The organism is Corynebacterium sp. zg-331, from assembly GCF_014267345.1.
In the GTDB taxonomy this organism is placed as follows: domain Bacteria; phylum Actinomycetota; class Actinomycetes; order Mycobacteriales; family Mycobacteriaceae; genus Corynebacterium.
Genome location: NZ_JACMYD010000001.1, coordinates 390,674 through 403,824, shown reverse-complemented (window position 1 = coordinate 403,824; position 13,151 = coordinate 390,674). Strand labels below are relative to the sequence as shown.

At 66.8% G+C, this 13,151-nt stretch carries 14 protein-coding genes; 2 read left to right on the top strand and 12 right to left on the bottom strand.

What is annotated here, in order from left to right:
- Window position 1 precedes the first annotated feature (1 nt).
- From rbfA to rimP, 6 genes are all read right to left on the bottom strand, one after another.
- Window positions 2-448, bottom strand: coding sequence for a 30S ribosome-binding factor RbfA (gene rbfA / locus H7347_RS01985; RefSeq protein ID WP_152821292.1), 447 nt, complete (start codon window positions 446-448; stop codon window positions 2-4).
- 137 nt (window positions 449-585) lie between these two features.
- Window positions 586-3,426, bottom strand: a complete 2,841-nt coding sequence (gene infB / locus H7347_RS01980; protein ID WP_186337115.1) for a translation initiation factor IF-2 — start codon at window positions 3,424-3,426, stop codon at window positions 586-588.
- A 114-nt stretch (window positions 3,427-3,540) separates the two neighbouring features.
- Window positions 3,541-3,870 (bottom strand): YlxR family protein, encoded by a 330-nt coding sequence (locus H7347_RS01975; RefSeq protein ID WP_152820779.1) that lies wholly within the window; start codon window positions 3,868-3,870, stop codon window positions 3,541-3,543.
- Between the two features lie 233 nt (window positions 3,871-4,103).
- Window positions 4,104-4,415 carry a hypothetical protein gene (locus tag H7347_RS01970; protein ID WP_152820777.1) on the bottom strand — a complete coding sequence of 104 codons (312 nt, stop codon included), beginning with the start codon at window positions 4,413-4,415 and terminating at the stop codon, window positions 4,104-4,106.
- A gap of 131 nt (window positions 4,416-4,546) precedes the next feature.
- Complete coding sequence (nusA, locus tag H7347_RS01965; RefSeq protein ID WP_186337114.1) at window positions 4,547-5,545, bottom strand: transcription termination factor NusA; 999 nt, start codon at window positions 5,543-5,545, stop codon at window positions 4,547-4,549.
- Window positions 5,542-6,090 (bottom strand): ribosome maturation factor RimP, encoded by a 549-nt coding sequence (rimP, locus tag H7347_RS01960; RefSeq protein WP_152820775.1) that lies wholly within the window; start codon window positions 6,088-6,090, stop codon window positions 5,542-5,544. Before rimP ends, nusA begins: the two co-directional genes overlap by 4 nt.
- Window positions 6,091-6,128: 38 nt before the next feature.
- Between rimP and H7347_RS01955 the strand changes: the two genes are divergently transcribed.
- Window positions 6,129-6,953 (top strand): hypothetical protein, encoded by an 825-nt coding sequence (locus H7347_RS01955; RefSeq protein WP_152820774.1) that lies wholly within the window; start codon window positions 6,129-6,131, stop codon window positions 6,951-6,953.
- Window positions 6,954-6,961: 8 nt separating this feature from the next.
- On the opposite strand, the gene H7347_RS01950 is transcribed toward H7347_RS01955, so the two are convergent.
- Window positions 6,962-8,719 carry a proline--tRNA ligase gene (locus H7347_RS01950; RefSeq protein ID WP_152820772.1) on the bottom strand — a complete coding sequence of 586 codons (1,758 nt, stop codon included), beginning with the start codon at window positions 8,717-8,719 and terminating at the stop codon, window positions 6,962-6,964.
- Between the two features lie 32 nt (window positions 8,720-8,751).
- On the opposite strand from H7347_RS01950, the gene yaaA reads away from it, so the two are divergent.
- Window positions 8,752-9,483 (top strand): peroxide stress protein YaaA, encoded by a 732-nt coding sequence (gene yaaA / locus H7347_RS01945; protein WP_152820770.1) that lies wholly within the window; start codon window positions 8,752-8,754, stop codon window positions 9,481-9,483.
- Window positions 9,484-9,535: 52 nt separating this feature from the next.
- Here the strand turns inward: yaaA and H7347_RS01940 are convergent, their stop codons facing one another.
- The 5 genes from H7347_RS01940 to H7347_RS01920 form a co-directional block, all read right to left on the bottom strand.
- Window positions 9,536-10,360 (bottom strand): hypothetical protein, encoded by an 825-nt coding sequence (locus H7347_RS01940; RefSeq protein ID WP_152820768.1) that lies wholly within the window; start codon window positions 10,358-10,360, stop codon window positions 9,536-9,538.
- Window positions 10,361-10,406: 46 nt separating this feature from the next.
- Window positions 10,407-10,613 carry a hypothetical protein gene (locus H7347_RS01935; protein WP_152820766.1) on the bottom strand — a complete coding sequence of 69 codons (207 nt, stop codon included), beginning with the start codon at window positions 10,611-10,613 and terminating at the stop codon, window positions 10,407-10,409.
- Between the two features lie 134 nt (window positions 10,614-10,747).
- Window positions 10,748-11,485, bottom strand: coding sequence for a hypothetical protein (locus tag H7347_RS01930; RefSeq protein ID WP_152820764.1), 738 nt, complete (start codon window positions 11,483-11,485; stop codon window positions 10,748-10,750).
- 25 nt (window positions 11,486-11,510) lie between these two features.
- Entirely contained in the window at window positions 11,511-12,416 is a 906-nt protein-coding gene (locus H7347_RS01925; RefSeq protein ID WP_152820762.1) for an ABC transporter ATP-binding protein, read from the bottom strand.
- A gap of 60 nt (window positions 12,417-12,476) precedes the next feature.
- Complete coding sequence (locus tag H7347_RS01920; protein ID WP_370513898.1) at window positions 12,477-13,112, bottom strand: response regulator; 636 nt, start codon at window positions 13,110-13,112, stop codon at window positions 12,477-12,479.
- Window positions 13,113-13,151: the final 39 nt, after the last annotated feature.

Genomic DNA, 13,151 nt, shown 5'->3' with positions numbered 1-13,151 from the left:
GTTAGTGCCCTTCTGCGGCATCGGCGTTCTTGTAGGGGTTAGCCTCCCCCGCCGGGGTGGCCTTTTCCTTGAGCCGGGCCAGCTCCTCGTCCCGGGCCTTGGCCCGGGCCAGCACCTCCTCCATGTGGGCGGAGGTCTCCGGCACCGTATCGAGCGCGAAGCTCAAGGTGGGGGTAAAGCGCACCCCCAGCTCCTCACCCACGATCTTGCGCAACTGCCCGCGAACCCGCCCTAGAGTCTCCGCCGCAGCCTCCTCGTCCGGGGCCTGGCCGATGTTCTCCCCGCGCACCGTGTAGTACACGGTAGCGTCGTGGAGATCGCCGGTCACGCGGGCGTCGGTGATCGTGATGAGTTCCACCCGGGGAGCCTTGATCTGGCGCTCCAACGCGGTGGCAACGATGGTCTGGATGCGCTTGGCCATCCGCCCGGCACGCGCCTGATCAGCCATCATGTTCCCCTTTCGCTCCGTGTTCACAAGGTCAATGCCACGGCATTTTACCTCGCCACCCAGATAAGAAGGCAGCGGGCCTACCGTGATGCAATCATCTCGGTAGGCCCGCTGCAACGAAACGCACGGGTGCGCGTTTATGCTTCGCGCGGCACCTCCACCATCTCGTAAACCTGGATCTGATCGCCCACCGCGATGTCCGGGTACGAAAGCACCATACCGCACTCGTAGCCCGCCGAGACCTCGGTGGCATCGTCCTTGCCGCGTCGCAGCGAGTCAATGGTAGCGCTATCGGTGATGACATTGCCGTCGCGGACCAGACGCGCCTTGGCATTGCGGCGTACCTTGCCCGACTCGACCATGCAGCCCGCGATGAGACCCACGGCGGAGGCCTTGAAGATCTGACGGATCTCCGCGGCACCCACCTCGCGCTCCTCGTAGATGGGCTTGAGCATGCCCTTGAGCGCGGACTCCACCTCGTCGATGGCCTGGTAAATGACCGTGTAGTAACGGATATCCACGCCCTCGGCGTTGGCCTCCTCCGTGGCCTTGCCCTCGGAGCGCACGTTGAACGCGATGATGATTGCGTCCGACGCCGCCGCCAGCGTGACATTCGTCTGCGTCACCGCGCCCACGCCGCGATCGATGATGTTGAGCTGAACCTCATCATCCACCTCAATCTTGAGCAGGGCGTCCTCCAGGGCCTCCACCGAACCGGCGTTATCGCCCTTAAGGATGAGGTTGAGGGTGGAGTGTTCCTTGAGCACCTCGTCCAGATCCTCCAGGGAGACGCGCTTGCGGTTGCGAGCGGCCTCGGCGCTGCGGCGACGAGCGTCGCGCTGGTTGGCGATCTGGCGCGCCACCCGATCGTCCTCCACCACGAGCAGGTTATCGCCGGCGCCGGGCACACCGTTAAGGCCCTGCACCTGCACAGGACGCGAGGGGCCAGCCTCTTCGACATCCTGGCCGTGCTCGTCCACCATGCGGCGCACGCGGCCGTAGGTATCGCCCACCACGATGGAATCGCCCACGCGCAGGGTACCGCGCTGCACGATCACCGAGGCCACCGGGCCACGGCCGCGATCCAGGTGCGCCTCGATGGAGGTGCCCTGCGCGTCCATCTCCGGGTTCGCGCGCAGATCCAGGGCGGCATCCGCCGTGAGCAGCACAGCTTCCAACAGGGACTCGATGTTCTGCCCCTGCTTGGCCGAGATGTCCACGAACATCGTGTCTCCGCCGTACTCCTCGGGCACCAGGCCGTACTCGGTGAGCTGGCCGCGGATCTTATCCGGCTGTGCTTCCGGCTTATCGATCTTGTTCACCGCCACCACGATCGGCACGTCGGCCGCCTTGGCGTGGTTGATCGCCTCCACCGTCTGCGGCATGACGCCGTCGTCGGCGGCCACCACCAGGATGGCGATGTCCGTGGACTTCGCGCCGCGGGCACGCATGGCGGTAAAGGCCTCGTGGCCGGGCGTATCGATAAAGGTGATCGTGCGATCACCGCCCTCGGCCTCCACGGTGACCTGGTAGGCGCCGATGCCCTGCGTGATGCCGCCGGCCTCGCGGCCGCCCACATTGGCGTTGCGGATGGTATCCAGCAGGCGGGTCTTACCGTGATCCACGTGACCCATGACGGTGACCACCGGAGGACGCTGGGCGAGATCCTCTTCGCCGCCCTCATCCTCACCGAACTGAAGGTCAAAGGACTCCAGCAGCTCGCGATCCTCGTCCTCGGGGGAGACCACCTCGACGGTATAGTTCATCTCCTCGCCCAGCAGCTTGAGCGTCTCCTCGGAGACGGAGGCCGTAGCGGTCACCATCTCGCCCAGGTTAAACAAAGCCTGCACGAGCGAGGAGGCGTCGGTACCGATCTTCTCCGCGAAGTCCGAGAGCGAGGCGCCCCGGCGTAAGCGCAACTTCTTGCCGCCGCCGTCGGGCAGGTGGACACCACCGATGACGTTCGGGGCCTTCATAGCCTCGAACTCGTTGCGCTTCTGACGCTTGGACTTGCGGCCCTTGCGCGGAGCACCACCCGGACGCCCGAAGGCACCCGCCGTGCCGCCACGACGCCCACCGCGACCGCCGCGGAACCCGCCGCCGGTCGGGCCGTTGCCGCGGTTATTACCGCCACGACCGCCACGACCACCGTTAGCGGAGGTAGCCGGCATCTGGTTCGGGTTCGGATGTGCCGGCATCATCGCCGGCGTGGGGGCCTTAGCCGAACCGCCTGGCCGCAGGGAGCCACCGGAACGCTTGGCCTGCTGCCCTGGCCGCGGGGCACCGTTCCGGTTGCCCCCGGTACCGCCGGGGCGCGGTGCCGGTCGATCGTTTCCACCCGTGGAGAATGGGTTGTTGGCCACGCGCGGGGCGCGGCCCCCCGGTTTCGGGCCGGGCTTGGGCATCGAGCGCGGGGTGGGACGTTCCGCCCCGCCCTGCTTGGCGCGAGGCTGACCGGGCCGGGGCATCTCCTGCCCCGTCGGCCCCGGCTTGGGGGCGGTGGGCTTCTTGGCCGCGGGGCCCGGTTTCGGGCCGGGCTTGGCCACGGGTCGTCCCGCATCCGGGGAAGCCTGCGCGCCGCGCGCGGTCTGGAAGGCCGGGCCGGGCTTGGCCGCCGGGCGAGGAGCGGCAGGCTTCTTCTCCGCCTGCTGCGTCGCAGGCCCCGGCTTCGGGCCGGGCTTCGCTGCGGAGCCGGGCTTGGCCCCGGGGGTGGGGGCGGTGGGCTTCTTGGCCGCGGGGCCCGGCTTCGGGCCGGGCTTGGCCGCAGTCTTTCCCGCCTGGGGCGCTCCGGCAGCGGCCTTGTCTCCGGCGCCGGAGACCGCCTCATAATGCGCGCGCATCTTCTTCACCACCGGGGGCTCGATGGTAGACGAAGCGGTCTTGACGAACTCGCCCTGCTCCTTGAGCGTGGCGAGCAGTTCCTTACTGGTAATACCGAGTTGCTTGGCCAGCTCGTGTACACGTAGCTTTCCGGGCACTTCTCTCCTTAGTGTTGTACTAAGAACCGCGAAGTACCCGTGAAGTCGCCGGGATACTTCCAGTCCCTAGTCCTGGTTCTTGACGTTCATCGCTGATGCTTCATCGTGTGCTCATCAGTGTTCGGTCTTCTTTCCTTGTTTCTGTTCCGTCCCGCGAACCCCTGGCGACGCCGCGAGGCGTTCCAGGAAGACGCGAACTTCACTCGTGTCCGTATCCACGGGCACCTTCAGCGCGCGCGGAATCGCGCGACGCTTCTCAGCAAGCTCCCATGCCGCAAGGTCCGGGGTGATCCACGCACCACGCCCAGGGGCTGTGCGGTGCGGATCGGGAACGATCCGCCGCCCGTCCTGGGGGCACACGACCATGCGCAGAAGCTCAGAATCGGGGTGACGCTGCCGGGTGGCAACGCAGGTGCGGATCGGACTTGTTCGCGTCAATCCCATCCCTTTCCGCCTGATTTTTCCATGCACAACCGAACCCCGTGGCTACCAGGGCCGGGATACAGTGTACGCGACGAATCATAGAATTTGTAGTTAGGTACGCCCCGGTCTATCGTCGCACCCCGAATAATCCCCGCGCGGGCCGGCCCAGAACGCAACTCCTCGTCCCCGCAACACGACGAGAGCGACGGTGGAAGTACCACCGCCGCTCCTTCCCCGATGACCCCCGCGTGGGTTTACTGCACCACCGCGTCCTTCTTCACCCAGAACCGCCCCTGATCGTCCTTGTAGACGATGTCACCGGACTGGGCGGTCTCGTACTCATTAACCTTCAGCTGGCGCAGGTCGCGCGTCTCCTCCTCGGGCTTAACGAACTCGCCGCCCGCGAACCAGTTCTCAAAGGCGGCCACGGAGGTAGAGGAGCCGGAGAACTGGTGCTCCTCGTATCCGGCGGGAGATTCGCCAGCACTAGCAGCTACGGCGGCGGAACCCAGAGCGAGGACGGAGGCACAGGCGGTGGCGATACCGCGACGAAGAGACAAGGACATGAGAGAGTTCTCCTTTACAACAATGTGGACCAAAACATCAACGCCTCCCAATCTAGGGAAACGGGGAGACAGTGTCAACAGTCACTGCCCCTCCACGTTTCGCACAGATCAGGGCGAGCAATGCGGCTTCTTTACTCCGCATCCGAGTGGATGTCGATCTTCCAGCCCGTGAGCCGCGCCGCCAGGCGGGCGTTCTGCCCCTCCTTCCCGATCGCTAGGGAGAGCTGGTAGTCCGGCACCACCACGCGGGCGGATTGCTCCTCGGCGTCGGTAATCTCCACGCGCACCACCTTGGAGGGGGACAACGCGTTGGCCACGAACTTCTTAGGATCCTCGGAGTAGTCGATGATGTCGATCTTCTCCCCCCCCAGGGCGTCCATGATGTTGCGCACGCGCTGACCGCGCGGGCCGATACAGGCCCCCTTGGCGTTGAGACCGCGGGAGCGGGCCTTCACGGCCACCTTGGAGCGGTGCCCGGCCTCGCGGGCGATGCCCACGATCTCCACGGATCCTTCCACGATCTCCGGCACTTCAAGCTCGAAAAGCCCGCGCACCAACTCCGGGTGGGTGCGCGAAAGGTTGATCTGGAGCCGCTGACCGCCCCGATTCACGCCCACCACGTAGGCCTTGACGCGATCGCCGTGAGCGAGCTTCTCGCCCGGAAGCTGCTCGGCGGGCAGCAGAATACCGTCCTGGGAATCCAGCTCCGTGCCCAGCTCCACCACCACGATGCCCTTCTGGTTGGCGTAGGCGTCGCGCTGCACCACGCCGGAGACCACGGTGCCCTGAATCTGCTGGTAATTGCCGTACGCCACGCCGGTCTCCGCCTCGCGGAGCCGCTTGATGAGGGAGCTCCGCACCACCGGGGCCGCCACGCCGGCAAAGCCCGCGGGGGTATCGTCATATTCGGAGGAGACGGACCCATCCTCCTCGTACTCCGTGACGACCACGCTGACCGCGCCGGTACGAGAATCGATGTCCACGCGGGCGCGCTCGGCCTCACCAGGCTGGGTTCCCCGGTAGGTGCGGTAGGCATGCAGCAGGGCCGCCGCCACGGTCTGGAGGAGTTCATCGACGGGAATGCCCCGGTCATTCTCGATCGCCTGAAGCGCGTCTAGATCAATATTCACTTGTGCTCCTCCTGCCACTGCATGGCTTCGTCGAATGAAAGGCCGGTGAGTGCGATCTGCTCCGCCGGCGGCTGTGCGAACTCAATTTGTACCACCGCGGTGAGTTCCCGATCCAATCGCTGCGCGCTCACCATCAGAGTCTTGCCCTCCTTGCGCACGAGGATCACCGCCGATTCGTCCTCCGCCAGGGCGCCGATGCGTCCCAGAACGGCTTCCCCTCCTTTCTCCTGGGTGATGGAGACCAGGCGATGCCGGTTGCGCCTCCAGTGCCGGGGACTGCTCAACGGGGTATCCACGCCAGGTGTGGATACCTCCAGGGTGTAGCCGGGGCCAAAGCTGCACTCCCCGGCCTCCTCGGCGGCATCGAACAAGGCCGATAACTCGCCGGAGATGGTCTCCAGGGTATCCGAGTCCGCATCCACCATGACGGCCACCAGGGATTTCCTTCCGGCACGGTTGATACGAACCCCTTCGATGGGGTGCCCGTGGGCCTCCACTACAGGGCGGGCGAGAGCGGTAATTTCTTCCGGAGTAGGAAAGGGCATGACCCAAGATTAGCGCGCAGCCGGTATGGTCAATGCACGTGTCACTCCGGTTTTCCTCCCGCGCTCACCTCGTCCTCGCCACCGGCCTCGCCGCCACCCTGCTCGGCGGCTGTGCGGTGGATGATTTCTTTGGCCCGCGGCCCCATGCCGCAGTGAGCTCCCTGGCGGCCGGGGCGCGTGCCGACGCGGATCGCCTGGCCACCACCGACCCCCCGCTAGCCGCGCTGCGCAGGAAGCAAGCCGAGATTTTTGACGCCGAGGTCGCCCGGCTCTGTGGCACCCTCCCCGACGGCACGACCCCCTCCTCCTGCGCCACCGGGCAGGACGATCCCGCCGAGGCCCCCGAGCACACGGGCCTGGAGCAGATCCTGGCGGCCTTCGATTCCCTCCCGGAAGAATCCCGCCCGCTGGCCGCCGAGCAGGCCATCGCCCTCGCCAAGGCCACGGGCACCACGGACGTGGAATCCGCGGCGCGTAACGCCGACCTCGCCCAGGATGCCCTCTCCGCCGAGGCCGCACGGGAGGTGCTGCGCCGGGAACACGCCCTGGCTTACGGGGTGGGGGTAGCCAGGGCCTTTGGCGCTGGCAATCTCGACGATCTCACCGCCTCCATCCACGAGCGCATCGCGGCCCTGACCACCGCCCTGGAACCCACCGGGAACGTCCCCGTGGCGGAGGCGGGATACCTGATCACCGGTGTGCCCTCCCCCACGGACGCCGCCTCCGCCCAGGCTTTCGTGGCGGCCGCCATCGCCCAGGCGGTGGATTCCTGGACGGCCGCGGCGGCGGCCGCCCCCGGCAACGGGTCAGGCTGGCTCGCGCTGGCCATCACCGGCGCGGCCCACGCGGGCCGCTTCCAATAACCGCCGCGCTAGCCGCGCACCCACTCCACCAGCGTGGAGACGGCCTCAGCCACCGGCACCTCGACGGACTCTCCCCCGCGCCTGCGCAGCTCGATCACGCCCTGCGCGTAGCCTCGCCCCAGTACGGCGGCGAAGGGCATTCCCAGCAGCTCGGCGTCCTTGAACTTCACCCCGGGGCTGACCTTGGGACGATCGTCAAAGAGCACGTCCAGGCCTTCCCGGGACAGCTCCTCGGCCAGGGTTCCGGCGGCCTCCACCGCGGCGGCATCCTTGTTCGCCGCCACCACGTGCACCTGGTAGGGAGCCACCTCCACCGGCCAGCGCAAGCCCTTCTCGTCGTGCATCTGCTCCGCCAACACCGCCATCACACGGGAGACGCCGATGCCGTAGGAACCCATCGTGGGCACGGAACGCTTGCCACTGACATCCAGGATCTGCACGTCGAAGGCCTCGGTGTACTTCCGGCCCAGCTGGAAGATGTGCCCGATCTCGATGCCGCGCTGCAGGGTCAGCGTGCCCTGGCCCTCCGGGGCGGGATCGCCCTCCTTGACCTGGGCGGCCTCCACAAAGCCATCGGGGGTGAAGTCGCGACCACACACCAGGTTCGTCACGTGGCGGTTATGTTCGTCGGCCCCGGCGATCCACCTGGTGCCGCGCACCACGCGCGGGTCGGCCAGCACGCGCACCCCGTTCTCCGCGAGGCCGCGCGGGCCGATGTAGCCCTTGACCAGGAAGGGGTTGTTCTTGAAGTCCTCCTCATCGGCCAGCTCCACCGTGGCGGGCTCCACGGCGGCCTCCAGGCGCTTCATGTCCGCCTCGCGGTCGCCCGGCAGCAGCACGCCGACAAGCTCGGCCTCCTCGGCACCCGGCTGGGTCAGCTTGACCATGAGGCACTTGAGGGTGTCGGCGAGCTGCACCTCGCGGCCGTCGATCGTTAGCCCCTCCGCGCGCGCCCACTGCACCAGGGAGTCCATCGTGGAAGCGTTCGGGGTCTCATAGACGCAGGCCTCCGGCTGCCCCTCGATCTCGCGCTCCTCGCCCGGCTGGGTCACCACGGCCTCCACGTTGGCCGCGTAATCGCCCTGCGTGGCGCACACGAAGGTGTCCTCGCCGTTGGGGGAGATCGCCAGGAACTCCTCGGAGGCCGAGCCACCCATCGCCCCGGAGGTGGCCGCGCAGATCACGTAGTCCAGGCCCAGGCGATCGAAGATTCGCCGGTAGGCGCCGCGGTGGCGCCGATAGGACTCCTCCAAGCCGGCGTCGTCCATGTCGAAGGAGTAGGAATCCTTCATCACGAACTCGCGCCCGCGCAGGATACCCGCGCGGGGGCGCTCCTCGTCCCGGTACTTGGTCTGGATCTGATACAGGGTCACCGGGAAGTCCTTGTACGAGGAGTACAAGTCCTTCACGGCGGTGGTAAACATCTCCTCGTGGGTGGGCCCAAGCAGCATGTCCGCGCCCTTGCGGTCCTTCAGGCGCAGCAGCGAGGAGCCGTACTCCGTCCAGCGCCGCGTGGTCTCGTAGGGCTCGCGCGGCAGCAGTGCCGGGAAGAGCAGCTCCTGGGCGCCGATGCCGTCCATCTCCTCGCGCACGATCGTCTCGATCCTGCGCAGCGTGCGCAGCCCCAGGGGCAGCCACGAGTAGATACCGGGGGCGACGCGGCGGATGTACCCGGCGCGCACCAGCAGCTTATGGCTGGGGACCTCGGCATCGGCGGGGTCCTCGCGCAGGGTGCGCAAGAAGAGCGTGGACAAGCGAGTAATCATGACCCCTGACTCTACCCGTTAGGCTAGTGCGCATGTTGATCGTCCTACCCCCATCGGAAACCAAGGCTCACGGGGGCGATGGCCCACCCCTTAACTGGGATCGCCTCTCCTTTTCATCGCTGAATCCGCGGCGCAAGGAGATCGTCGCCGCCCTCGCGGGGCTGCCGGTGGGCAAGGCGTTGACGGTCTTAGGAATCTCGGAGAAACTGCGCCCGGAAGCCGAGGAAAATACCCGGCTTTTCAGCGGCCCCACCATGCCCGCCATCGAGCGCTACACCGGAGTGCTCTACGACGCCCTGGGCGCCTCCACCCTGCCCCCGCAGGCCCGCGAGCGCCTCGCGGTGGGCTCCGCCCTCTTCGGCCTGCTGCGCGCCGACGACCTCATCCCCCACTACCGGCTCTCCGCCTCCACCAAGCTGCCCGACGCCGCCGGGGCCACCCCCACGATGAAGGCCCGGTGGGGCACGGCCATTACCGAGGCACTAAGCGAGGTAAGCGGACTGGTGGTGGATCTGCGCTCGGGCGGGTACCAGCAGCTCGGCCGCTACCCCGGCGCGCTGACGGTGCGGGTGGAGTCCGTGCGCGAGGATGGTACCCGCAAGGTGGTCAGCCACTTTAACAAGCACTACAAGGGACAGTTGGCCCGGGTGCTGGCGCTCGGCGAGGCCACCCCCTCCGACGCCGTCGGGGTTGCCCAGGTAGCGCGGAAGGCGGGGATGACCGTGGAGGAGGCCTCCCCCACGGAGCTGACGCTGGTGGTGTGAGGATTTTTGTCGCCATTCCGGGGAACCAGCCCGCCGCCACGCCATATCCCCTTTAGTCCTCACCGAGCGCGAGGCTGGCCAGGGCTTCGTCGTAGGCCGACGCCGTCTCCTGCGCCAGATTCCCCAGGATCTCCACGCCAGTCGCGACGTTATCCGCCACGGCGTCAACGCTCGTAGGGTCCTCCGCGAGGATGCTCAGCGCGTCCTGCGTCTGGATCCGTAGCTCCCCTGCGGCGTACATGGTGTTAGCGATAGCGATCTGCTCGGCGTCTGCCATCGTGACCGGCTCGGCGGGCTTTTTCATCTCCTCCGGTATCTCCCGCTCCGCCCAGTCCGCGACGCGCTGCTTGTGTTCCTTCACGGTAAGCATCGGATCGTGGGCCTCGGTGGACTCCGGCAGGCTGAAGTGCTCGTTGACCTGACCATCCGGGATGCCGTAGGCCTCCTCGAGAGCCACGTCGAAGGGCTGGGTGGTCATCAGCAGCCCCAGCATGGACTGCGTGGAGGCGCCCAGGGCCTCGCCGGTGGTGGGATCAAAGTTCACGCCGCCGGAATCGCCGGGGAGCGCCAGGCTGCTGGACCACAAGCTGTGACGCGTGCGCATGAACTGGATGCCGCAGGTGCGCCCGCTGGCGGCGCCGTCCTTGCAGATGGGTTGCCCAAAGTTATCGAAGGAGACCTCGTCTTCCCCCAGATCGGGGTAATCACGCACCCCGGTGAGCACCACGGGATCACCGTGCCTGCGCCCATGCTGATCCACGGAATCCGCCACGCGGGTCATCTCCGGCTCGGGGTTGAGGTTGACGGTGGCCCAGTCGGGGTCGGTGGAAAGCCAATAGTTAAGGTCGAGGGGGTTATCGCTATCGGTCGTGCGCACCTTCTCTCCCCGATCGGGAAGCGCGATGAGCCGGTTTTCCTCCTCCTTAGGGGCATACGAGGTAAGCGATGTCGTCCTCCCCCTCGACCCCATGGAGGCAGTGGGCCGCGCTGACCATCACGTTGCGCCGCTCTCCGTTCGGAAGCGCGACCGTGCCGGACAGGCCCTGGGAGCAAAAGCTCAGGGCGTCGTATCCCGGCGGCACCTCGATGGGAAGATCCTCGGCGATGTTGTCCCCCACCAGGATCATCATCGCTCCCGGAGCTACCTCGGCGGCGGTCGCTGGGTCGCAAGACCCAGGATGGCGGCAGTTAGGCACAGGACCAGTCCGATGCGTGCGTTCTTCATGATCATTCTTCCTTTCATCAGTGTGTGCCAAGGTGGCTTTTAGTTCACGGCGCAGCGGTTGACGGTTCGCCAGGCCAGCAGGCCCAGTGCCCCGATCGTGACGACGAGGATCGCCGCCGCGGCGGCCTGTCCGATATCCGTTCCCATGCCCGCGGCATCCACGCCCTGCACCACCACGATGCTGTTGCGCAGGGGCAGGAACTGCGCCAGCGTTTCCGCCCAGTCCTTCCCCAGAAGCGGCAGGCTCACCTCGAGAAAGAGCGCATCCAGAACCATCAGCAGCGCCGCATAGACCGCTCGGCCCAGGATGTAGGTGAGCAGCAGCGCGATGGTGCCCAATACGATCCACTGGGAATACACGGAGGCGATGCTCGCCCAGTCCTGCTTGCTCAGGACAAAGTCCACGCGGAAGCCGAGGGCACATACTCCCAGGATTCCCACGGCCACGCCCAGGCTCGCCGCCACGAGAAAAGCCCCCAGCAGCACCACGAGCTGGGCTGTCATCAGGGCAAAGCGGTTCTTATGGGAGAGGTAGCACCACGCCGTGGCTCCCTTGACCAGATCCGAGCCCGGGATCATCGCGGCCCCGAAGAGGACAACGATGAGCACGATCTGCCCGGACTCGAAGAATGAGCTAAAGGAGAAGGGTTCGTCTCGGCTCTCTCCGATGGTGAGCAGCATCGGGATGGCGGTCATACTCGCGGCGATAATGGCCATGTATATCCAGGTGATACGCAGGGAGAACAGGGCGCGGGCCTGGCTTTTCATATGCAACATGCGGGTAGTTCCTTTCTGAGATTATTTAGGCCGACCGGTATTCGGTGGCGTCGGCGGTGGCGGTCAGGAAGGCCTCCTCCAGGGAGGGGGCGCGGCGCTGTAGGCCCGCCACCGTGAGGTCCAGCGCCCGGCACACGGCCCCCACCTCGGCGGGGTCCTCCACCCCAAAGACGCGCAGCAGGTTGTCCGCCCCGCGCTCCGCCCGAATACCGTTGCCCGCCAGGGCGTCCTCGAGTTCGTTGGGACGATCCACCCGCACCTCGATCACGGATTCCCCGCTGGCTCCCACGAACTCGTCCACGGTGCCCTCGCGCACGAGCTGCCCGCGCCCGATGACCACCAGGCGATCCGCCGTCAAGGCCATCTCCGAGAGCAGATGGGAGGACACGAGCACGGAGCGCCCCTCGGCGGCCAGTTCCCGAATGCGATCGCGCATCCAGTGCACGCCCTCGGGGTCGAGGCCGTTGATGGGTTCGTCGAGCAGCAGGTGCTTGGGATCGCCTAATAGGGCGCAGGCCAGGCCGAAGCGTTGCCTCATCCCCAGCGAGTATCCGCTCACCTTCTTATGCGCCACGCTGGCGATTCCCACGCGCTCCAGGATGTCGTCCACTCGGCGCATGGACACCTGCTGCAGGGTCGCCATCATGCCCAGGTGCGCACGCGCGCTGCGGCCGGGGTGAAACCAGGTGGCGTCAAGCAGCGTGCCCACCGTCCTGCCGGGATGGGCGAGCCGGCGGAACTCCGTACCGTCGAAAGTCGCGGTCCCCACGGTGGGGCGTTCGAGCCCCACGGCCATACGCATGGTGGTGGACTTGCCGGCGCCGTTGGGGCCGAGGAAGCCGGTCACGACGCCGTCGGGCACGGTGAAGGAGAGGTCGTTCACCGCCCGTTTGAACTTGTAGGTCTTGGTGAGGTTCTTGATCTGAAGCATGACCTCATCCTCGCCCCCAACACCTCCGCCCCGCATCGCCCCGGGGGCTGAAACCTTGGCTCAGCCTTGGGGATGATGGAGCAATTCCTGTGGGCTGACCACACCGCGCCGATACGCGAACAGCACCGCCTGCACCCGGTCCCGCGAGCAGGTCTTCATCAGAATGTGACGCACGTGCGTCTTAACCGTGGCCATGGACACCACCTCGCGCTCCGCGATCTCCTGGTTATTCAGGCCCAGCGCCATCAGGCGCAACACGTGCAGCTCCCGCTGCGTCAGCTCCTCCACCGGTGCCGCCTCGCCTGGCGACGCCACCACGGACACCGGATCGGCTGGGCGTGCCGCCGCTAGATCCCGCAGGATATTGGCGGTGACCTTGGGCGCTAGGACGGCATCCCCGGAATGCACCACCCGCACGGCGCGCAGCAGCTCCTCCGGCTGGGCGTCCTTGAGCAAAAAGCCGCTGGCCCCGGCGTCCACGGCCCCGCGCACAAAGCCGTGATCGTCAAAGGTGGTGAGCATGATGACCCTGGTACGGGGATACCGAACCACGAGGCGCCGGGTGGCGGTGATGCCGTCCACCCGAGCCATCTGCACGTCCATGAACACCACGTCCACCGGTTCCTGGCCGGGCACCTGATCCCCGTCGCCGACTCCCCAGGCCACCTCAATGTCATCCTGGGAATTCAACAACATCTCAAACCCCGTGCGCACCAGGGGTTGGTCGTCCACCAG